Genomic DNA, 21,086 nt, shown 5'->3' with positions numbered 1-21,086 from the left:
GATGTCTCTGAAGCTTACCCGCCGGCTCGCACTCGCCGGTATCGCCGCAGCCACTCTCGCCCTCGGCCTGCCGAGCGGACCGGCGCTGGCGCAGCAGCCGACCATTCCGATCATCGTCAAGGACACGACGTCCTTCTACTGGCAGATCGTTCTCGCCGGCGCCCGCAAGGCGGGCCGAGATCTCGGCGTCAACGTGCCCGAGCTCGGCGCCCAGGCCGAGACCGACATCAACGGCCAGATCTCGATCCTCGAGAACGCGGTGGCCGGCAACCCGGCCGCGATCGTGATCGCTCCGACCGAGCGCACCGCCCTCGGCCCCCCGATCACCGAGGCTGCCAAGTCGGTTCCGATCATCGGCATCGACTCCTCGGCCGAATCCACCGCCTTCACCTCGTTCCTCACCACCGACAACGTCCAGGGCGGCCGCATCGCTGCCGACGGTCTGGCCGCTGCGATCAAGGCGAAGACGGGCAAGGAAGAGGGTGAAGTCGCCCTCATCACCAACGCGCCGAACGCCGGCTCGCTGGAAGAGCGCAAGAAGGGCTTCATCGAACAGCTCGCCAAGCACCCCGGCCTGAAGCTCGTGGCCGATCGCTACGCCGACGGCCAGGCCGCGACCGGCCTGAACATCACGACCGACCTTCTGACCGCCAACCCGAACCTCGTCGGCATCTTCGCCTCCAACCTGATCATGGCGCAGGGCGCCGGTCAGGCGGTCGCCGAGAACGGCGTGAAGGACAAGGTCGCGCTGATCGGCTTCGATAGCGACGACCGTCTCGTCGGCTTCCTCAAGGACGGCGTGATCTCCGGTCTCGTGGTCCAGGATCCGTACCGGATGGGCTACGACGGCATCAAGACGGCGCTCGCCGCCTCCAAGAAGGAGACGGTCGAGAAGAACGTCGACACCGGCGCCAATCTCGTCACCACCGAGAACATGAACGAGCCGCGCTCGCAGGAGCTGCTCAACCCGAAGGTCAAGTAACGACCGTCGGTCGGCGGGCGGCTCCGGTCGCCCGCCTCGCCTGATGCAGGCTCGCGCCCGTCGTCCGCCCCGCGGACGGCGCGCTTCGACGCAGCGCTTCGGAGGGTGACATGTCCCCCACGCATCACGATCCCCTACCCGTCGATCTTCATCCCACGTCGGACCCGCTTCCGGCCGCGGGCACGACGATCCTTGAACTGCGCCAGCTCGCCAAGAGCTACGGCCCGGTGCTCGCGCTGAAGCCCGCCTCGCTCGCCTTCAAGGCCGGCGAGGTGCACGCGATCGTCGGCGAGAACGGCGCGGGCAAGTCGACGCTGATCAAGCTCCTCACCGGCGTGATCCGTCGCACCAGCGGCGAGGTCCTGTGGCAGGGCAAGCCGGTCGATCTCGCGACCCCGCAGGAAGCGATCGATCACGGTATCAACGCCGTGCATCAGGAAGTGGTGCTGTGCCGGCACCTGTCGGTCGCCGCCAACATCTTCCTCGGCGACGAGAGCGTGCGCTTCGGCCTTCTCCAAAAGCGCAAGATGAACGAGGCAGCGCAGGCGATCCTCGACGATCTCGGCTTTCATCTGCCGGCCGAGGCCGAGCTCGGCTCATTGACGATCGGCCAGCAACAGCTGGTCGCGACAGCCAGAGCCTCGCTGCGCGGGACGCGCTTCCTGATCTTCGACGAGCCGACCGCCTACCTGACGCGTCAGGAAGCCGCCCAGCTCTTCACGCTGATCCGACGGCTCAAGTCCGAAGGCGTGACCATCGTCTACATCAGCCACCGCATGGAGGAGATCTTCGAGCTCGCCGACCGCGTGTCGGTCCTGCGCGACGGCACCCATGTCGGCACCCGGCTGATCGGCGAGACCAACGACGCCGAACTCGTCGCGATGATGATCAACCGCTCGCTGGAGCAGATCTATCACAAGGACGACGTGCCGATCGGCGCTCCGCTGATCGAGGCGCGCAGCCTCTCGGGCAAGGGTTTCTCCGACGTTTCGCTCACCGTCCGGGCGGGCGAGATCGTCGGGCTCTACGGCCTGATCGGCGCCGGGCGCAGCGAGTTCGCGCTGAGCCTCTTCGGGCGCAATCCGAAGACCGATGGCCAGATCCTCTGGAAGGGGCAGCCGGTCGACATCGCGACCGAGCGCAAGGCGATCGATCTCGGCATCGCGCTCGCGCCCGAGAGCCGCCGCGATCAGGGCCTCGCCCTCAACCTTCCGATCGGGCTGAACCTCAACCTTCCGATCTACGACCGGCTGACGAAGGGCATCACGATCTCCTCGCGGATGGAAGCCGAGCACGCCGACCGGCAGATCAAGAACCTGTCGATCAAGACCCCGAGCCGCCGTTCGCTGGCGTCGTCCATGTCGGGCGGCAACCAGCAGAAGATCGTCATCGGCAAGTGGCTCAACCACGGCGCCGAAGTCTTCATCTTCGACGAGCCGACGGTCGGCGTCGACGTCGGCACCAAGGCCGAGATCTATCGGCTCTTCGGCCAGCTCCTGAAGAACGGCGCCGGCATCCTCCTCATCTCGTCGTACCTGCCGGAAGTCTACGAACTGGCCGACACGCTGCACGTGTTCCGCGGCGGCCACCTCGTCGGCACGCATGGCTTCCACCAGTCCACGCACGAGGACATTCTCACCCAGGCGATCGGCGTCTGAACGAGGCGAACATGACCATTCAAAGCTCCAACGCCGATGCCGTCGCCGCCCTGAAGAAGCCGCGCCGCAACTTCGGCTTCCTGTTCGCGCTGACCCTTCTCGGCCTCCTGGTCGCGCTCTGGGTCTTCCTGGCCTTCGCGACGCCGACCTTCGCCACCGCCAACAACATCTCGAACCTTCTGCGTCAGGGCTCGATGATCGCGATCCTGGCGATCGGCCAGACCTTCGTCATCATCACCGCCGGCATCGACCTCTCGGTCGGCGCCGTTGTCGGCTTCTCGACGACCGTCATCGCCTATCTGCTGCAGGCCGGGTTTCCGGTCTGGCTATCGGTGATCCTGACCCTCGTGATGGGTCTGGCGATCGGCCTATTCCACGGGTTCGGCATCGTGAAGATGGGCCTGCCGCCCTTCATCATCACGCTGGCGACGCTGACCGCGCTGCGCGGCATCGGCCTCGTCATCACCAACGGCTCGACGATCTCGATCACCGATCCGGCCTTCAACGAGTTCTCGCGCAACAGCTTCCTCGGCATCCCGAACCTCTTCTGGATGGTGATCGTGGTGGCGGTGCCGGCCTTCGTCTTCCTGCATCGCTCGCGCTTCGGCCGCTACCTCTTCGCGGTCGGCTCCAACCCCGAGGCCGCGCGCCTGTCCGGCGTCAACGTCTCGCGCACCATCTACATGGCCTACTCGCTGTCGGCGATCTGCGCCGCCTTCGTCGGCGTGCTGCTCGCCACCCGCATCGGTGTCGGCAACGCGACGCAGGCCGAGGGCTGGGAACTGCAGGCGATCGCGTCGTCGGTCATCGGCGGCACCAGTCTCTTCGGCGCCGTGGGCTCGATCCACGGCCCGCTGATCGGCGCCTTCATCCTTGCCACGATCAACAACGGCGCCAATCTCCTGAACGTCAATTCGTTCTGGCAGCGGATCATCACCGGCGGCCTGATCATCGTCATCGTCTACTTCGATCAGCTTCGCCGGCGCCGCAGCTGATGTGACACGCGGGTGACAGGCGGTCGGGAACCTCCGTTGGCTCCCGGCCGCTTATCTGTTCGCAAGGAACTTTCGCCCCATACTACGGCTTTGACGAAGGCGGTGTTCTAATGCATGCCGCCGCGCCCTCTGCGGTCGCCCCCGGCGACTTCGGTTCGAGTTGAGTGAGGTCGGTTTTCGTGGCAGCGACGAGTTCGACACTGGCGGGCAAGCACGTGCTGGTCGTCGAAGACGAGTTTCTCGTCGCCATCGATATCGAGGCGGAACTGCAGGACAACGGAGCGCGCGTCACCTGTGCGGCGACGCTCGCCGTGGCCGAGGCTTGCGCGAAGAACGAGCATTTCGACGCCGCAATTCTCGACGTCAACCTTCATGGCAAGGCGTCCTATCCGGTCGCCGACTACCTCAGGCAGGTCGATGTTCCCTTCCTCTTCCATACGGGACAGGGAGAGAAGCGCGTGCTGACCGAGCGCTACCCCGGTGTGGAAGTGTGCAACAAGCCCTGCGACGGCACCGCGCTCGTCTCGATGCTCGGGCGCGTCCTGCGGACAGCGCGCCACGCCTGACTGTGCCTCGGCCTCAGGCGCCGAGCTGGCCCTCCGTGAACTGGGCCAGCACCATATCATCGGTGATCTCGCCGCTCGCCTGACGACGCAGTTCCACGCGGCGGATCTTCCCCGACACCGTCTTCGGCAGGTCCGATACGATGACGAGTTCGCGGATGCGCTTGAACGGCGCGAGCCGTTGCACGGCGTGAGCGTGGATCGCTCGGGCGCTGTCGATATCGGCCCGTGCCCCGTCCACCAGCACCACGAAGGCGCGTGGAACGGCGAGCCGCAAGGGATCGGCAAGGGGCACGACCGCAGCCTCACGAACGAGTTCGTGCTCGATCAGGACGCTTTCCAGCTCGAACGGGCTGATGCGGTAGTCCGACGACTTGAAGACGTCGTCCGAGCGCCCGACGAAGCTGAGCCCGCCTCCATCATCGCGATACGCCACGTCTCCGGTCCGGTAGACTGCGCCGTCCGTCCCGAACAATGATCCGTCGGCACCGAGATAGCCGGCCATCAGGCCCGCGGGCCTCGCACCCCCGATACGAACGCAGACCTCGCCCTCTTCCGCAGGACGATCATCGGCATCGAGAATCTCGATCTCGTAGCCCGGGAGCGGCCGGCCCATGGAGCCCGGCGTGGTTCGAAGACCTGGACTGTTGGCCACCATGGCGGTGGTCTCGGTCTGGCCATAGCCGTCGCGGATCCGCAAACCCCAGGCCGCACGAACCTGCTCGATGATCTCGGGGTTCAGCGGCTCGCCGGCCGCGCAGAGTTCGCGCAGAGAGTGCCGGGTGGCGCGTAGATCTTCCTGCACGATATGCCGCCATACGGTGGGCGGTGCGCAAAGGGTGGTCGCCCCCGCGCTGGCGATCGCGGCCAGCAGGACTTTCGCATCGAAGCGCGCCTGATTGATGATGAGGACGCATGCCCCGGCATTCCAGGGCGCGAAGAACGAACTCCAGGCGTGTTTCGCCCAGCCCGGCGACGACACGTTGAGATGCACGTCCCCCGGCCGCAACCCCAGCCAGTACATCGTGGACAAGGCACCGATCGGATAGCTGCGATGCGTGTGCATCACGAGCTTCGGCTTGGCCGTCGTGCCCGAGGTGAAATAAAGCAGCAGCGGATCGTCGCCACGTGTCTCCCCCTCCGGAACGAACGTCGAGGGGGCATCCGACCGCCCATCGAGCGACGTCCACCCCGCGCGGTCCGGTGCGCCGGCGACGAGCCGGAGGCGCCCAAACCCGGCCTCGTCGACCTTGACGCATTGGAGAGGGTCGGTGACGACCGCCTTGACCGCGCCCCGCTCGATCCGGTCCGCGAGTTCGCTCGCGGTGAGGAGGAGCGTTGCCGGGATCACGACGACGCCGAGCTTGAACGCGGCGAGCATAACGTCCCAGAGCAGCGGCTCGTTTCCCATCAGCAGAAGCAGACGGTCGCCGCGCCCAAGGCCCTCGGCGCGAAGCATATTGGCCAAGCGGTTCGACCGCTCGGAGAGCTCCGCGAAGCTGACACTCTCATCCGAACCCGTCGCACAGTCCACGATCCGAAGTGCGGAACGATCCCGGACGTCGGGATCGGCAGCCAGAACACCGTCGAACCAATCCAGCGCCCAGTTGAAGGTCTCCGCTTCCGGCCACCGAAAACCGGCGCGCGCGGCATCGAGATCGTCCCGGTGAGCCAGAAGGAAGTCGCGCGCTTCCAGAAGCGACGTCATCGTGCGGTCTCCCCGCCGGTCGGCGACATGCCGCGTAGAAACTCGATCATGCCGGAGAAGTCGCGATCGCCGCCCCCCTCCTCCACCAGACGGTCGTAGAGGGCGCGAGCGAGCGCGCCCATCGGGGTCTCAACGTCGGCATCGCCAGCCGCCGCCTGCGACAGGCCAAGGTCCTTCGCCATCAGCGCCGATGCGAAGCCCGGCCGATATCCGTTGTTGGCAGGCGAAGCGGGCACCGGACCGGGGACGGGGCAGTAGCTCGTCAGCGACCAGCACTGGCCGGAGGATTTCGAGGCCACATCGAACAGCGCCTGATGCGAGAGCCCGAGCTTCTCGGCCAGCGTGAAGGCCTCGCAGACCCCGATCATCGAAATTCCGAGGATCATGTTGTTGCAGATCTTCGCGGCCTGGCCCGTCCCCGGCTCGCCGCAATGGACGATCCGGCCGGCCATGGGTTCGAGGATCGGCCGCGCCCGATCGACCGCTGCGTCCTCCCCGCCGAGCATGAAGGTCAGCGTCCCGGCCTCGGCGCCGCCCGTCCCACCCGACACCGGGGCGTCGACGGACTGCAACCCATGCTGGAGGGCGGACGCATGGATCGACCGCGCGCTGGCGATGTCGATCGAAGAGCAGTCGATGTGAAGGGCACCCTTCGGCAGCTGCGGATAAGCCTCCGAGCAGACCGCGACGACATGGCGACCAGCCGGCAGCATCGTGACGAGGACGTCGGCTCCGTTCAACGCTTCCGCCAGAGAGCTGGCCGTCACCACGCCGGCCGATCGAACCGCTTCCAACGCGGCGGGTGCGGCGTCGAAAGCGCGAACGCTCGCGCCGGCAACGGAAAGCCGGGAGACCATCGGCCGCCCCATGTTGCCGAGGCCGATGAAGGCGATGGTCGGTGTCGTCATGATGGTTCCCTTCCCGCGTCGTTCGGCTGGCGTTCGGGCTTCTAGCGGCCCATGACCTGCCGGGAGACGATCACACGCATGATCTCGTTGGTTCCCTCGAGGATCTGATGGACCCGGAGGTCGCGGACGATCTTCTCCAGCCCATAGTCGGCGAGATAGCCGTAGCCGCCGTGCATTTGCAGCGCCTCGTTGGCGATCGCGAAGCCCTTGTCGGTGCAGACCCGTTTGGCCATGGCGCAGAGCGTGGTCGCGTCCACGTCCCCCGCATCGAGCGCCGCTGCGGCACGCCAGAGGATGCTGCGGCCGACTTCCAGATCGGTCGCCGCATCCGCCATCCGAAAACGCAGGGCTTGATGTTCGGCCAGTCGTTTGCCGAAGGTCCGGCGCTCGCTCATGTAGGCGATCGCCTTGTCAAGCGCGGCCCAGGCACCGCCGAGGGAGCAGGCCGCGATGTTGAGCCGCCCGCCGTCGAGGCCGGCCATCGCGATCGCAAACCCTTGTCCTTCAACGCCGAGTCGGTGGGCCGCGGGAATCCGGCAGTTCTCGAAGATCAGCGCGCGGGTCGGCTGAGCATTCCACCCCATCTTCTGCTCGTTGGAGCCGAAGGTCAGGCCGGGCGTATCGCCCGGCACCAGGAAGGCGGAGATGCCGGAAGGCCCCTCGCCGCCTGTCCGCGCCATGACGACATAGACATCAGCCAGTCCGCCACCCGAGATGAACTGCTTGGTGCCGTCGAGGCGGTAGTGATCGCCGTCCGGCAGCGCTCGGGTGCGCAGCGATCCGGCGTCGGACCCCGCATCCGGTTCGGTAAGCGCGTAGGCCGCGATCGCATCCATGGATGTGAGGCGCGGCAGCCAGACGTCGCGCAAGGCGGGCGGGCCATGCCGGGAGATCATCCAGGTCGCCATGTTGTGAATCGACAGGAAGGCCGCAACGCTCGGGCATCCCGTCGCCAGCGCCTCGAAGATCACCGCGGCGTCGAGCCGGCCCAAGCCGGAACCGCCGAGCGCTTCGTCGACATAGATGGCACCCATTCCGAGCGCGGCGGCTTCGCGCAGCGTCCCGATCGGCAATTCCCGATCGCGGTCCCAGGCGCCCGCAAACGGCGCCATCTTTTCCGCCGCGAACTCCAGCGCCATCGCACGAATGGCCTCCCGGTCCGCACCGAGTGCGAAAGCATTCATGGCATCCTCCCGCCCGGCCGCATCTGCGTCGGCCTTTGGCGATTCCCCGGCAACGATAGCCTCGACACGTCCGTCGACCAAGCGCGTTCGACGGGCCGGTGGCAGGATATCGCCGCCGATCGCGGTTTCGCGCAAGAGGAACTAAACTTGAACGTCGGAGTTCTGATGGAGTGCCGAAGCGTGCAGCGTCTGGAGCGTTGCAACCGGCGTGTTCGATAGTTTCTGGGGAGTATGCAATGAACCGCCTGATTCTCGCCCTCGCCACCACGGCTGCCCTTTCCACCGCCGCATTCGCCCAGTCGTCCGAGACGACCAATCCGGTTCCTGGCACCAGCGCCGGCGAAGAGTCCGCGATGCCGGCGGGCGCCGCCAGCACCGTGACGACGCCAACAGATGCGCCTCCCGCCTCGACCGATGCCAATACCAGCAAGGTGCCGGTTCCGGGCAATGGCACGGGTGTCGCCTCGACGATGCCGGCCGACGCCGCGAGCACGGTCGTCGTCCCGACGGACGCGACGCCGGTTCCCGCCGAAACCAGCGTCCCCGTCCCCGGCACGAGCGCCGGCGATGACAGCGTCAAGACGAACTGAACGAAAGCTTGGTGAAGAAAAGGACGCCGGACCCATGGTCCGGCGTCCTTTCGTATGGTTCGACGTTCAGGCGTGGGATGCGTGCGCTTCGTCGTTCCGCTTGCGCGTCGCGGCTGCTTTCTTGGCCGACTCGGACCGCTGTGCAGCGGTGCGGGATGCGGACGCCTTTCCACCCTTCTCGCCGCCCTTTCGAGCGGAGGCGTGCGACTCGGCGTGTCCACGACCGGAGCCGCTCTTGTTGCCGCCGCCGCTGTCCTTGTTGACGGTCGCCCAAGCCCGCGCCTCGGCTTCCTTTTCGGGAACGCCGCGCACCTCGTAGCCCTCGGCGATATGCTCCGCCTTGCGCTTCTGCTTGTCGGTGTATTTCGACTTGTCGCCCTGCGGCATCGAAACCTCCTGTCGATCGCTTTCGTCAGGAGAACCGATCGCCGCGCGCGGCGGTTCCGCCTGGCTATTCCATGTTTGTATGGTTGGCGCGCATGGCCTCGGGGGTGACGCCGAGGCGGGTCTTCAGCTTCAGGACCATGACCTCGAACAGCACGAACAACGCGCCTTCGAACAGCGAGCCCATCGGCAGGACGGAGGTGGCGGCGGCGCCCTGGTCGTCGGCCATCGTCTGCGCCGGGACGGTGAGCACGTAGTCGGCCATGCCCGGCACCCGTCCCAGCGGCTGCGCGGTCACGACGACCACCTCGGCCCCTGCTGCCTTCGCGACCCCGACCAGCGCGACCGCCGTCGAAATCTCGCCAGGTCCGCAGACGACGAAGAACACGTCGCCCGGCCCGAGCGCCGGGGTCGTCATGTCGCCGACCACTGAGACCGATCGGCCGAGATGAAAGAGCCGCATGGCGAAGCCCTTCACCTGCAGACCTTCGCGTCCTCCCGCATAGACGCTGACATGCCGTGCCTCGGCGATGCGCCGGCAGGCTTCGTCCACGGCCCGATCGTCGATCTGGTCCGCGACGCGAGCCAGTTCCTCGATGGCGGTGCGGTAGAAATTGGTCATGCTCGGCTCCCTCAGACGATGCCGCCGCCAGACGCCCGCGCAGCCGGGCGCTCGCTGGCGACGCGGACACGATAGCCGCTCGTCCGGTAGGCCGCGACGGGATCGATAGCCCCGCCCGCATCGAGCCGCGCCCGCGCCAGGATCGGCTCGACGTCCAGGCGGAAGCCAGCCTTCAGCGTTTCGGAGGCCATCATGACGTCGTTCTCGTCCTGGTGTCCGCGCAGCGCCTGCCGGTCGACGAGCAGGGCCTGCGCGTAGGCGCGGCGGATCTCGCTTGCCGAGCGGATCAGGCTCTCGATCGGGTCGGTGACGTTGTGCGACTGGTCGATCATGTAGGACGGATGAAGCGCATCGAGCCGCCCCCCGGCCTCGACCAGTTCGTTGAAGACGAGGAATAGGCGGAAGGGATCGATCGAGCCGGCGTCGAGGTCGTCGTCGCCGTATTTGGAGTCGTTGAAATGGAAGCCGCCGAGCTTCCCGGCATGGATTAGCCGCGAGACGATCTGCTCGATGTTGACGTTCGGCGCGTGGTGTCCGAGATCAACGAGGCAGAACGCCTTCGGCCCGAGTTCCATGGCGGTCATCAGGCTCGTGCCCCAGTCCGCCATCACGGTGGAGTAGAAGGCCGGCTCGTACATCTTGTGCTCGGAGAAGATGCGCCAGTCGTCTGGCAGCCGCCCGGTGATGCCTTTCATGGCGTCGAGGTACCGCTCGAACGAGCGCCCGAGATCGCTCTGGCCGGGGAAGTTGGAGCCGTCGCCGACCCAGACCGTCAGCGCCTTGGAGCCGATGGCAGCACCGAGTTCGACCGTCTCGAGGTTGTGTTCGACGGCCTGCGCGCGAACGGCGGCATCGACATGCGAGAGGGATCCGAACTTGTAGGAGAGCGGCTGGCGCGGGTCGTCAGGATGATCCTGGAACGTGTTGGAATTCATCGCGTCGAAGGCGAGGCCAAGTTCCTCGCCCTTGGCGAGCAGGTCGGCTGGGTCCGCCTTGTCCCAAGGGTAGTGCAGTGAAACGGCCGGGGTCGCCCGACCGAGATCGTTGATGACCGCACAGTCGTCGAGTTTTTCGAAGATGCCGCGCGGCTCGCCGGCGCCTGGAAAGCGTGCGAAGCGCGTGCCCCCCGTGCCGACGCCCCAGGACGGAACGGCGACCGAGAAGGCCGAAACCTTGCGCGTCACCGCGTCGATCGAGACGCCGCGGCGCTCCAGCTTATGCCCCAGCGCGGCGTAGTCAGCTTCGTGGTCGGCGCGCAGCCGCTCGTTGGCCGCCTCGATGACGTCCTTATCGATTCTCATGGCTTGCCCTCCCGGCGGCCGGATGGATGAACGCGTCAGCGCGTGAACGAGATCTGGTTGCCGGCGTCGACGTTGACGATGTTGCCGGTCGACTTGGCGGACAGGTCGCTGGCCAGGAAGTAGACGGCTTCCGCGATGTCCTCGGGAAAGACGGAGCGCTTCAGCAGCGAACGCGCGCGGTAGTGCTCCTCCAGCTGGTCCTCGCCGATCTTCGAGGAAGCGGCCCGCTGTTCCCGCCACTCGCCGTTCCAGATCTTCGACCCGCGCAGCACCGCGTCCGGGTTGACCGTGTTGACGCGGATGCCGGCCTCCGCCCCTTCCAGCGCCAGGCAGCGCGCGAGGTGGATCTCGGCGGCCTTCGCCGTGCAGTAGGCCGAAGCGCCGGCGGAAGCCGCCAGACCGTTCTTCGACGCGATGAAGACGACGGCGCCGCCGAGCTTCTGCCGGCGGAACAGCCGGAAGGCCTCACGGGAAACCAGGAAGTAGCCGGTCGCCAGAATGTCGATGTTGCGGTTCCAGACTTCCAGCGTCGTATCCTCGATCGGCGAGGCAGACGCGATGCCGGCGTTGGAGACGAGGATGTCCAGCCCGCCGAACTCGGCGACGGCATCGACGAAGCCCTTGGCCACCGCCGCCTCGTCCGTCACGTTGACGAGAACGCCGCGAACCTGATCGGCCCCGAAGCTTTTCGACAGGTCGGCCTTCGCACCGTCGAGGGCGGCTGCGTCGATGTCGGCTAGCACGACGCAGGCTCCCTCCCGAAGAAGCCGCTCGGCGGTCGCGCGGCCGATGCCACCCGCCCCGCCGGTCACGAAGGCGACGCGCCCGGCGAGCGACTTCGGCTTCGGCATCCGTTGGAGCTTCGCTTCTTCAAGCAGCCAATACTCGATGTCGAAGGCTTCCTGCTCGTCCAGCCCCTGATAGACGTCGACGCCGGAAGCGCCGCGCATCACGTTGATCGCGTTGACGTAGAACTCGGCGGCGATGCGAGCCGTCGCCTTGTCCTTGGCGAACGACATCATGCCGACGCCGGACACAAGGTAGATCACGGCGTTCGGGTCTCGGATCGCCGGGCTATTGTCGTGACGGCACCGCTCGTAATAGGCGCGATAGCCGTCGCGGTAGGCCTCTATCGAGGCGTCGAGCCCGGAGACAACGGCGTCGACATCGCCGTCAAACGGCAGGACCAGCGGCCGGATCTTGGTGCGGAGGAAGTGGTCGGGGCACGAGGTGCCGAGTGCGGCCAGCGCATCGAGATCATGGGAGCCGACGAACTGCAGCACCGCTTCGGAATCGTCGAAATGCCCGATCTTCCGCTCGTCCTGGCCGATGCGCGCCCGAATTTCCGGCATCAGTTGGGCCGCGATGCGGCGGCGCTCGTCCGGTGCAAGCGGCGCCATGGCCTCGCCGCCGAACGCGGTCTTGCCGGCGAGCTGGCCGTCGAACCATTGGATGGCACGGTTGATGATGCGCAGGGTCGTCTCGTAGCAGTCCTTGGCCGTGTCGCCCCAGGTGAAGAGGCCGTGGCTCTCGAGAACCACGCCCTTGGCGCTCGGATGCTCGGCGGCGAAGCGCGACAACTCCAGCCCGAGCTCGAAACCCGGACGACGCCAGCCGAGCCAGCCGATCTCGTCGCCGTAGATTTCGCGCGTCAGCTCGCGCGACCGTTTCGTGGCGGCGATCGCGATCACCGCGTCGGGATGCATGTGGTCGACGTGGCGGTAGGGAAGATAGGCGTGGAGCGAGGTGTCGATCGAGGCGGCGCGCGGGTTGAGGTCGAAGGTGCAGTGGTTGAGGAGGCCGACCATCGCGTCCTCCTGCTCGACGCCGCGATAGATCGATCGCAGCTGCTCCAGCTTGTCCATGTAGAGCGTGGCGAAGCCGTCGAGCTTCATGGTGCCGACGTCGCCGCCCGAGCCCTTCACCCAAAGGACGGTGACGTCCTCGCCGGTCAGCGGGTCCTTTTGCTGGACCTTGGCAGACGTGTTGCCGCCGCCGTAGTTGGTGATGCGCTTGTCGGATCCCAGAAGATTGGAGCGGTAGAGGAGACGCTCGGGCTCGCTCATCGCTGCCGCGCGCGCATCGTCCCAGCGGTTCTCCAGCAGTTTCGTCGCCGCGCTCATCGCCAACCTCTTTTCGGAATCGCCGCCCGCCCCTCGCGTCCTCCGCGTCGGATCGGCGCGCGGACCATCCTCCCCAAGCGGCCGTATGTCAACAGAAACGATCACAACCGATCATGATGCAGCGCACAATGATTGAATGTGATCGAGCGTGATTGACATCGTGGCGGTGTCGTTCGATGGTCCATTCCGGGAGGACGAGCATGCATGAACGCGAACGCCAGCGGATGATCCTGAGTGCCTTGAAGGGGCGCTCGGTTGGCACCGTGCAGGAGTTCGCGGCCTTGACGGGCGCCTCCGAAGCCACGATCCGTCGTGACATTCAGGCGCTGTCGGCGGCCCGTCGGCTTCGCAAGGTGCGCGGCGGCGCGGAGGCGCTATCGTCGTCCGTGCCGGGACTGCCGGGCGGATCCGATCTGGCGCTTGCGCGGACCGTCAACGTGGCGGAGAAGCGGGCGATCGCTCGCGAAGCCGCCCGCCTCTGCGAGGATGACGACGCCGCGATCATCAACGGCGGCTCGACTACGTTCCAGATGGTCCATTTCCTGACGGACGCGAGCCTGCAGGTGATGACCAACTCGTTTCCGATCGCAGAGCACCTGATGCAGCATTCGCGCTGTACGGTTCTCCTGCCGGCGGGTGCCGTCTACCGCGCGCAGGGGCTGATCCTGTCGCCGTTTGAGGCCGACGGGACCGCGCATTTTCGTGCACGGCGCATGTTCATGGGCGTCCAGAGCGTTTCGGCGCTGGGTCTGGCCGAGACGGATCCCCTGATCATCCAGTCGGAGCAGCGTCTGATGCGGCAGGCGGACGAACTCGTGATCCTCGCCGACCATTCGAAGTTCGGCAATCGCTCGAGCCTGCTTCTGGCGCCGCTGGAGCGCGCGCAGATCCTCGTCACGGACGAAGCCATCTCCGACAAGGATGCGGCGATGGTCGAGGCAGCGGGTGTCCAACTTGTCGTCGCCAGGGTCGAGGGAGGCATGAATGGCCAACGCGCCTGACGAAACGCTCGCCTTCCGCATGGTCCTGAAGCCGGGGCAGGCGGAAGCCTATCGCCGTCGGCACGACGCAATCCCCTCCGATCTGGTGGCGCTCCTGCGCGAGGCCGGCATCCGCGACTACTCGATCCATCTCGACCCGGAGACGAACCACCTCTTCGCCATCCTGAAGCGACCGGCCGACCACGGCATGGACGCGCTGCCGCAGCACGAGGTGATGAAGCGCTGGTGGGCGATGATGGCCGACATCATGGACACCAACCCGGACGCCTCGCCCGTGGTGACGCCCCTCGAACCGATGTTCCGGATGGATTGAGCGCATGGATCGCCCTGCCCGTCATGTTGCCGTGATCGATATCGGCAAGACCAACGCCAAGGTGGTGCTGCATGATCTCGCCGAACGGCGCGATCTGGCGTTTCGCTCGATGACCAACGCCGTGCGGCGCGATGGGCCCTATCCGCATTATGATCTCGACCGCCTCTTCGACTTCGTCGTCGCGTCGCTCGGCGAGGTGGCGCAAGGACACGAGCTGGACGCCATCGCGATCACGACGCACGGCGCGTCGATCGTGCTGGTGGACGACGACGGCCTCACGCTGCCGATGATCGATTACGAGTTCGACATCGCCGGTCCGGAAAGCGACGCCTACGACGCCGTGCGTCCGTCGTTTTCCGAAACCCTGTCGCCGGCGATGGGGCAAGGCCTCAATGTCGGGCGGCAACTCTTCTGGTTGCAGGCGCGCTTTCCCGACGCCTTCGCCAAAACACGCTGGATCCTTACCTACCCGCAATATTGGGCATGGCGCCTGACCGGCGTCGCCGCCGTCGAGACCACCTCGCTCGCCTGCCATTCGGATCTCTGGTCGCCGGAGCGCGGTGACTACTCCTCGCTCGTTGACAGGATGGGCTGGCGCAAACTCTTCCCCGAGCGACGGTCGGCCTTCGAGACGCTCGGTCCCCTCCTGCCGGACATTGCCGACCGCGCGGGTCTCTGCGACCGCGGCCAGATCCCTGTGGCCTGCGGCATTCACGATTCCAACGCGTCGCTCCTGCCGCATCTCCTGTCGCGATCGACACCGTTCTCGGTCGTCTCCACCGGAACCTGGATCGTGAGCTTCGCGATCGGGGGCCGCGACGTGCGGCTCGATCCCGCGCTCAGCACGCTCGGCAATGCCGACGCCTTTGGGCGCACCGTGCCGTCCGGCATCTTCATGGGCGGACGCGACTTCGACCTGCTGACCGAAAGCCGGCCGGAAACGCCCGACGAAGCGATTATCGCCTCCGTGGTCGAGCGCGGCATCATGGCCCTGCCGGGCCAGACGCGCGGCAGCGGGCCCTTCCCGGGTGGTCCGGGCGGCTGGTCGGTCGATCCCCGCACTCTGACGAACGCCGAGCGCACGGCGGCCGCCAGCCTCTACGCCGCGCTCTCGACCGAGGCGGTCCTGCGCAATATCGGTGCCGACGGTCCGACGATCGTCGAAGGGCCTTTTTCGCGAAACGACCTCTATCTCGCGGCGCTGCGGGAGCTGACAGGACGGCCGGTCGCAGCGCCCGCCGAAGGGACGGGCACGAGCGCCGGGGCGGCGCTTCTGGCGCTCGGCCCCGATGCCGCGATACAACCATCTGCCGAGCGCGCCATTCCCGAGCAGCCACTGCCGAACCTCAAGCGGTATCGAGCGGCATGGAGCGCGACGGCCGAAGCATCTCGTCTGGAGGAGACGACATGACCTGCGACCGCCCGGACGCCGCGCCGGCCACCGGCAACGACCCTGCGCTCGAGATCATCCTGCGCGGGCCCGGCGAGAGCATCCGCTGGGCCAAGCACGACTACCCGCATCATCTCGCCAAATGGCACCGCCATCCCGAGTACGAGCTGCATCTCGTCACCGCCGGGCGCGGGCGGATGATGGTCGGTGACTATGTCGGTCCATTTCAGGAGGGCTGTCTGGTCCTGGCCGGACCCAACCTGCCACACAACTGGATCAGCGATCTCGAAACTGGCGGACGGCTGCCCAACCGCGACGTGCTCGTCCAGTTCGACGCCGCGGTCTGCGAGACGCTGGTGAACGGCTTCAGCGAATTCGCCGATCTTCGCGCTCTGGTCCGGGACGCAGCGTTCGGCGTCGAGTTTCATGGCGAGACGGCCGAACAAGGACGCAGAAAACTTTGCGCCATGGAACATCAGCGGGGTGCCGGACGGCTGGTCGCCTTCCTCTCGCTTCTGGCAGGTCTGGCCGCCCGGCCGGACGAGCGGCGGGTCCTCGCACGCTACGCACCGTCGCTCGGGCTGCACACCTCGGCATCGCGGCGTCTCGACCGCGTCATCGCCTTCATCAGCGAGCGCTACGCCACCGACATCTCGCTCGGCGAGGCCGCGGCGGTCTGCAACATGGAAGTGACGGCATTTTCCCGTTTCTTCAAGCACCAGACGGGCCATAACTTCACGTCTTACGTGAACCGGATGCGGGTCCAGCAGGCCTGCGCGCTTCTGACCGGGACCGACCTCCCCGTCACGCGCATCTGTTACGACGTCGGCTACAACAACACCGCCAACTTCAACCGGCAGTTCTACGCCGTATGCCAGCAGACGCCATCGGCCTACCGGGACGAGTCTCGCCGCATCCGGACCCACCGCACCGGCGAGACGCGGGCTGCCTAATATATCGGCCAAAAAAGTTTGCAATGTCGTGCATTGAGGCGTCGCGGGCTGATCGGAAGCCACCTAGCGTCTCGGCAGCACGGACGAGGATCAAGGGGGGAGAGTCGGTCATGCGGAACATCGACGCGTTGAAGGCGAGCACGGCGGGCGACCAGCGGGCACTGGTCCTCGAAGCCAAGGACAAGCTCGCTCTGCGCGATTGCCCCGTGCAGGAGACGCTCGGCGCCCACGACGTGCGCATCGCAATTCACACGGTCGGAATCTGCGGCTCCGACGTTCACTACTACACGCACGGCGCCATCGGCCCCTTCGTGGTGCGCGAGCCCATGATCCTTGGCCACGAGGCGTCCGGCATCGTCACCGAGATTGGCTCGGCCGTGACGACCCTGAAGCCCGGCGATCGCGTCTGCATGGAGCCGGGCATCCCCGACCCCAACAGCCGCGCGACGCGCCTCGGGCTCTACAATCTCGACCCCGCCGTCCAGTTCTGGGCGACCCCGCCGGTGCACGGCGTATTGCGCCCGAGCGTCGTCCACCCCGAAGCCTTCACCTTCAAGCTCCCGGACAACGTGTCCTTCGCGGCCGCCGCGATGGTCGAGCCGCTGGCCGTCGGCGTCCACGCCGTCACCAAAGCCAAGGCGGCACCCGGCAACGTCGCGGTCGTGATCGGCGCCGGGCCGATCGGTCTCGTCACGGTGCTGGCGGCGCTCGCCGGCGGCTGCGCGCATGTCATCGTGTCCGACATCGACGACACAAAGCTCGAGATCGCCCGCAAGCTCGGCTCGGTCTCGACGGTCAACGTATCGCGCGAGAGCCTCGTCGACGCCGTCAAGGCGCGCACGGAAGGCTGGGGCGCCGACGTGATCTACGAATGCGCAGGCTCTGAAAAGGCCATCGCGACGATCTTCGAGCCGCTCTGCCCCGGCGGCGTCGTGGTGTTCGTCGGCATCCCGCTGTCGAACCCATCCTACGACGTCTCGCAGGCGATGCTGAAGGAAGCGCGCGTCGAGCACGTGTTCCGCTACGCGCACGTGTTCCCGCGCTGCGTCGCGATGCTGGCGTCCGGCGCCGTCGACGTGTCGCCGCTCATCACCCGCACCTTCACGTTCGACCAGAGCGTCGAGGCGTTCGAGCTCGCGGCGAAGGCGCCCAAGGGCGAGGTCAAGATGCAGATCGAGATGGGCATCGGGGACTGAACCACCCCGCACCATCCACCGCGTTCGGGAGGAACGAGGATGAACTTCAAGGGTAGGACCGCCATCGTCACCGGTGCCGGAAAAGGCATCGGCCGCCACGTCGCGACGCTCCTGGCGGAGCGGGGCGCCGAGGTGGTGGCGCTTGGCCGCACGGCTGCGGACCTCGAGACGCTGGCGGCGGAGATCGGCTGCCGCACGATCACGGTCGATCTCGGCGATGCCGTGGCGGCACGCCGTGCAGCGGAGGAGGCCCTGCCGGCCGATCTCCTGGTCAACTGCGCGGGGATCAACATCCTAGAGCCGTTCCTCGAGATGAAGGACGAGTCCTTCGACGAGGTTCAGGCGATCAACGTGCGCGCAGCCGCCATCGTCGCTCAGGTCTTCGCGCGCGACGTCATCCGGCGCTCGGTGCCGGCCGCGATCGTCAACGTGTCCTCGATCTCGTCCTTCCTCGGTTTCCGCGACCATGCCGCCTACTGCGCCTCGAAAGGGGCGCTGGACGGGCTGACGCGCGTGATGGCCAACGAACTCGGTCCGCACCGCATCCGCGTCAACGCCGTGAACCCGGGCATCACGCTGACGGAACTTGCGCGCGTTGCCTGGAGCGCGCCGGAGAAGGGCGGACCGATGCTGGCTCGTACCCCGGTCGGCCGCTTTGCCGAGACCGGCGATGTCGCCGAGACCATCCTGTTCCTGCTCTCGGACGCCGCCGCCATGATCAACGGCCACGCCATGCCGATCGAGGGGGGCTTCCTTGTCAACTGAGACCGCGCCCATCATCGCGCTGCGCGCGATCGAGAAAGCCTTCGGGCCGGTCTCGGTGCTGAAGGGCGTCGATTTCGACCTTCGTCCCGGCGAAGTTCACGCCCTCATGGGCGAGAACGGCGCCGGCAAATCGACCATGATCCGCATCATGTCGGGTGCGCATCAGCCGAACGCCGGCGCAGTCGAGATCGACGGGCAGGCGCGCAAGCTGGACGGCCCGCGGGATGCGCAGGACCAGGGCATCGCCGTCGTCCATCAGGAACTGCTTCTGTTTCCTGCGCTGACGGTTGCCGAGAACATCTTCGTCGGCCATGCGCCCCGCACCGGCCGTGGGACCCTCGACTGGGCGACCATGCGGCGCCGGGCGCGGGAGATCCTCGACCGCCTCGACTGTCCCGACCTCGACGTCGACGAGACCGTCTCCAAGCTGTCCGTCGCCAACCGCCAGCGCGTCGAGATCGCGCGCGCCCTGTCGAAGAACGCGCGCGCGCTGATCATGGACGAGCCGACCGCGGCGCTCGCCGAGGCCGACGTCCGGCGCCTCCTCGACGTCGTGCGCTCGCTTCGCGCGCAAGGGGTAGGCATCATCTACGTCAGCCATCGCATGAACGAGATCTTCGAGATCTCCGACCGCGTCACCGTCTTGCGCGATGGCAAGACGATCGCGACGAAGCCCGTCGGCGAGGTCACCGAGGCCAGCCTCGTCTCGATGATGGTCGGTCGCGACATCGACGAACTGTTCCCGAAGGAAGACATTCCGATCGGCGAGACGGTGCTCGAAGTGCGCGACCTCGCCCACACCGGCAAGGTGCGCGACGTGTCCTTCTCCGTGCGCGCCGGCGAAATCCTCGGGATTGCCGGCCTCGTCGGCTCCGGTCGCACGGAACTGGCGCAGACGATCTTCGGGGTGACCCCCGCGACGTCGGGCGAAATCCTGATAGACGGCAAGCCGGTGAAGGTCGGCAGCGTGCGGGAGGCGATCGACAAGCGCATCGCCTACGTGCCCGAGGACCGGGCGCAGCACGGCCTCGTCCGACCCCAGACCATCCGTGAGAACGTCTCCATGGCGATCCTGGATCGCCTCACGCGCCGCTCGGTGGTCGATACGGCGCGCGAGAAGGCGCTGGCCGAAGACGCCATCAAGCGCTTCTCCATCCGTGCCCGCGGTCCCGGCCAGGTCGTCGCCCAGCTCTCGGGTGGCAACCAGCAGAAGGTCGTCATCGCCAAGTGGCTGGCCACCGACCCGCGCATCCTCATCCTCGACGAGCCGACGCGCGGCGTCGACGTCGGCGCCAAGACCGAGATCCACAAGCTCATGAACCAGCTCGCGCGCCAGGGGCTCGCCATCATCATGATCTCGAGCGAACTGCCCGAGGTGCTCGGCATGAGCGACCGCGTCCTCGTAATGAACGGCGGGCGGATGTCCGCGATCCTCGACCGCGCCGACGCCACGCCCGACGCCGTCGGCACCGCCATGATGACGGGACACGCGGCATGAAGGGTCCGACGCTCTCGCGCCGCCTGTCGTCGTCGGGTCAGGAGCTGCTGCTGGTCGTCGCGATCGCGGCGCTCTTCCTGGTGGTCGGCTGGATCAACCCGCGCTTCGTCTCGCAGAACAACCTGACCTCGATCTTCGTCGGCAACGCCTACATCGCGGTCGCCGCGATCGGCATGTCGATGGTCATCATCTCGGGCCATATCGACGTCTCGGTGGGCGCGCTGATCGGCGTCCTCGCGACGGTCTCCGGCATCCTCGTGACCAGTGGCTATCCCGTCTGGCTTTCCTGGCTTCTGCCGATCCTGATCGGCGGCGTCGTGAACGCGGGGCTTGGCGCGCTGATCGCCTACCTAAAGGTGCCGTCGATCATCGCGACACTGGCCATGCTTTCGATCCTGCGGGGCGGCCTCATCACGGTCACGGGCGGCGCCTGGATCTCCGGCCTGCCGCCGGAGTTCCAGCTCGCGCAGTTCCGCCTGTTCGATGTGCCCTCCCCGGTCTGGTTCATGATCGTCATGACCATCGGTTTCGCCTTCATGCTGCGCTCCACCGCGTTCGGTCGGGCCATCTACGCCGTCGGCGGCAACCCGGAAGCGGCCGAGGCGTCCGGCATTCCCTACAAGGCGACGATCGTGAAGGTCTTCGCGCTGCACGGCCTCATCGCCGGCGTCGCTGCGATCCTCTTTGCGACGCAGCTTCAGGTGATCCAGTCCACCGTACCGAACGGCCTCGAACTCATCGTCATCACCGCGTCGGTCGTCGGCGGCGTGTCGATCCTCGGAGGCATAGGCACCGTCGTAGGCTCGACGCTTGCCGCCATCCTCTTTGCCGCCATCGGCTCGTCGCTGATCTTCCTCAACGTGTCGGCCTACTGGCTTCGCGCGGTGCAGGGCATCCTCATCCTCGCAACGGTGCTCGCCGACATGGCGCGCCGTGGGCGAGCGAGCTGAGG

Annotated in this window: 20 protein-coding genes; 13 read left to right on the top strand and 7 right to left on the bottom strand. The window is 66.8% G+C overall.

The features are described from left to right. Window position 1 precedes the first annotated feature (1 nt). The 4 genes from ACLNGM_RS13120 (at window position 2) to ACLNGM_RS13105 (ending at window position 4,201) form a co-directional block, all read left to right on the top strand. Entirely contained in the window at window positions 2–982 is a 981-nt protein-coding gene (locus ACLNGM_RS13120; protein ID WP_416355255.1) for an ABC transporter substrate-binding protein, read from the top strand. A 110-nt stretch (window positions 983–1,092) separates the two neighbouring features. Then, on the top strand, window positions 1,093–2,640 hold the full coding sequence (locus ACLNGM_RS13115; RefSeq protein WP_416355254.1) for a sugar ABC transporter ATP-binding protein: 1,548 nt from the start codon (window positions 1,093–1,095) through the stop codon (window positions 2,638–2,640). Window positions 2,641–2,651: 11 nt separating this feature from the next. Beyond that, on the top strand, window positions 2,652–3,635 hold the full coding sequence (locus ACLNGM_RS13110) for an ABC transporter permease (protein ID WP_090964073.1): 984 nt from the start codon (window positions 2,652–2,654) through the stop codon (window positions 3,633–3,635). Window positions 3,636–3,814: 179 nt separating this feature from the next. Then, window positions 3,815–4,201, top strand: coding sequence for a response regulator (locus ACLNGM_RS13105; protein ID WP_175526860.1), 387 nt, complete (start codon window positions 3,815–3,817; stop codon window positions 4,199–4,201). 13 nt (window positions 4,202–4,214) lie between these two features. Here the strand turns inward: ACLNGM_RS13105 and ACLNGM_RS13100 are convergent, their stop codons facing one another. The 3 genes from ACLNGM_RS13100 to ACLNGM_RS13090 are packed head-to-tail and all read right to left on the bottom strand — an operon-like array spanning window position 4,215 to window position 7,998. Next, the gene (locus tag ACLNGM_RS13100) at window positions 4,215–5,906 is read right to left on the bottom strand and encodes an AMP-binding protein (protein WP_416355253.1); all 1,692 of its coding nucleotides are present in this window, start codon (window positions 5,904–5,906) and stop codon (window positions 4,215–4,217) included. Continuing rightward, window positions 5,903–6,814: a 3-hydroxyisobutyrate dehydrogenase gene (gene mmsB, locus ACLNGM_RS13095; RefSeq protein WP_416355252.1), complete on the bottom strand. Its 912-nt coding sequence runs from the start codon at window positions 6,812–6,814 to the stop codon at window positions 5,903–5,905. The genes ACLNGM_RS13100 and mmsB overlap by 4 nt, the downstream gene beginning before the upstream one ends. Before the next feature lie 41 nt (window positions 6,815–6,855). Continuing rightward, a complete protein-coding gene (locus ACLNGM_RS13090; RefSeq protein ID WP_416355251.1) occupies window positions 6,856–7,998 on the bottom strand; it encodes an acyl-CoA dehydrogenase family protein in 1,143 nt (380 codons plus the stop codon). Window positions 7,999–8,234: 236 nt separating this feature from the next. Between ACLNGM_RS13090 and ACLNGM_RS13085 the strand changes: the two genes are divergently transcribed. Further along, window positions 8,235–8,588: a hypothetical protein gene (locus tag ACLNGM_RS13085; protein WP_416355250.1), complete on the top strand. Its 354-nt coding sequence runs from the start codon at window positions 8,235–8,237 to the stop codon at window positions 8,586–8,588. 66 nt (window positions 8,589–8,654) lie between these two features. Here ACLNGM_RS13085 and ACLNGM_RS13080 read toward each other — a convergent pair whose 3' ends face one another. The 4 genes from ACLNGM_RS13080 to ACLNGM_RS13065 form a co-directional block, all read right to left on the bottom strand. Further along, a complete protein-coding gene (locus ACLNGM_RS13080) occupies window positions 8,655–8,975 on the bottom strand; it encodes a plasmid stabilization protein (protein WP_416355249.1) in 321 nt (106 codons plus the stop codon). Between the two features lie 64 nt (window positions 8,976–9,039). After that, entirely contained in the window at window positions 9,040–9,594 is a 555-nt protein-coding gene (locus ACLNGM_RS13075; protein WP_416355248.1) for an SIS domain-containing protein, read from the bottom strand. 11 nt (window positions 9,595–9,605) lie between these two features. Continuing rightward, window positions 9,606–10,895, bottom strand: coding sequence for an L-rhamnose catabolism isomerase (gene rhaI / locus ACLNGM_RS13070; protein WP_416355247.1), 1,290 nt, complete (start codon window positions 10,893–10,895; stop codon window positions 9,606–9,608). 35 nt (window positions 10,896–10,930) lie between these two features. Further along, window positions 10,931–13,018 carry a bifunctional rhamnulose-1-phosphate aldolase/short-chain dehydrogenase gene (locus tag ACLNGM_RS13065; RefSeq protein WP_416355246.1) on the bottom strand — a complete coding sequence of 696 codons (2,088 nt, stop codon included), beginning with the start codon at window positions 13,016–13,018 and terminating at the stop codon, window positions 10,931–10,933. A 200-nt stretch (window positions 13,019–13,218) separates the two neighbouring features. On the opposite strand from ACLNGM_RS13065, the gene ACLNGM_RS13060 reads away from it, so the two are divergent. The 8 genes from ACLNGM_RS13060 to ACLNGM_RS13025 all read left to right on the top strand — a co-directional run bounded on the left by ACLNGM_RS13060 (window position 13,219) and on the right by ACLNGM_RS13025 (window position 21,084). Next, a complete protein-coding gene (locus ACLNGM_RS13060) occupies window positions 13,219–14,019 on the top strand; it encodes a DeoR/GlpR family DNA-binding transcription regulator (RefSeq protein ID WP_416355245.1) in 801 nt (266 codons plus the stop codon). Then, window positions 14,003–14,332: an L-rhamnose mutarotase gene (locus ACLNGM_RS13055; RefSeq protein ID WP_416355244.1), complete on the top strand. Its 330-nt coding sequence runs from the start codon at window positions 14,003–14,005 to the stop codon at window positions 14,330–14,332. The genes ACLNGM_RS13060 and ACLNGM_RS13055 overlap by 17 nt, the downstream gene beginning before the upstream one ends. Before the next feature lie 4 nt (window positions 14,333–14,336). After that, a complete protein-coding gene (locus ACLNGM_RS13050) occupies window positions 14,337–15,743 on the top strand; it encodes an FGGY-family carbohydrate kinase (protein ID WP_416355243.1) in 1,407 nt (468 codons plus the stop codon). Continuing rightward, entirely contained in the window at window positions 15,740–16,675 is a 936-nt protein-coding gene (locus ACLNGM_RS13045; protein ID WP_416355242.1) for an AraC family transcriptional regulator, read from the top strand. The genes ACLNGM_RS13050 and ACLNGM_RS13045 overlap by 4 nt, the downstream gene beginning before the upstream one ends. Window positions 16,676–16,785: 110 nt before the next feature. Further along, on the top strand, window positions 16,786–17,871 hold the full coding sequence (locus ACLNGM_RS13040; protein ID WP_416355241.1) for an NAD(P)-dependent alcohol dehydrogenase: 1,086 nt from the start codon (window positions 16,786–16,788) through the stop codon (window positions 17,869–17,871). A 39-nt stretch (window positions 17,872–17,910) separates the two neighbouring features. Next, window positions 17,911–18,636, top strand: coding sequence for an SDR family oxidoreductase (locus ACLNGM_RS13035; RefSeq protein ID WP_416355240.1), 726 nt, complete (start codon window positions 17,911–17,913; stop codon window positions 18,634–18,636). Next, window positions 18,626–20,134 (top strand): sugar ABC transporter ATP-binding protein, encoded by a 1,509-nt coding sequence (locus tag ACLNGM_RS13030; protein WP_416355239.1) that lies wholly within the window; start codon window positions 18,626–18,628, stop codon window positions 20,132–20,134. The genes ACLNGM_RS13035 and ACLNGM_RS13030 overlap by 11 nt, the downstream gene beginning before the upstream one ends. Beyond that, on the top strand, window positions 20,131–21,084 hold the full coding sequence (locus ACLNGM_RS13025) for an ABC transporter permease (protein ID WP_090964104.1): 954 nt from the start codon (window positions 20,131–20,133) through the stop codon (window positions 21,082–21,084). Before ACLNGM_RS13030 ends, ACLNGM_RS13025 begins: the two co-directional genes overlap by 4 nt. The last annotated feature ends 2 nt before the right edge of the window (window positions 21,085–21,086 follow it).

Source organism: Aureimonas phyllosphaerae (genome assembly GCF_047943035.1).
GTDB classification, from domain to species: Bacteria; Pseudomonadota; Alphaproteobacteria; order Rhizobiales; family Rhizobiaceae; genus Aureimonas; species Aureimonas phyllosphaerae.
This window is presented reverse-complemented; position numbering and strand designations above follow the sequence as displayed.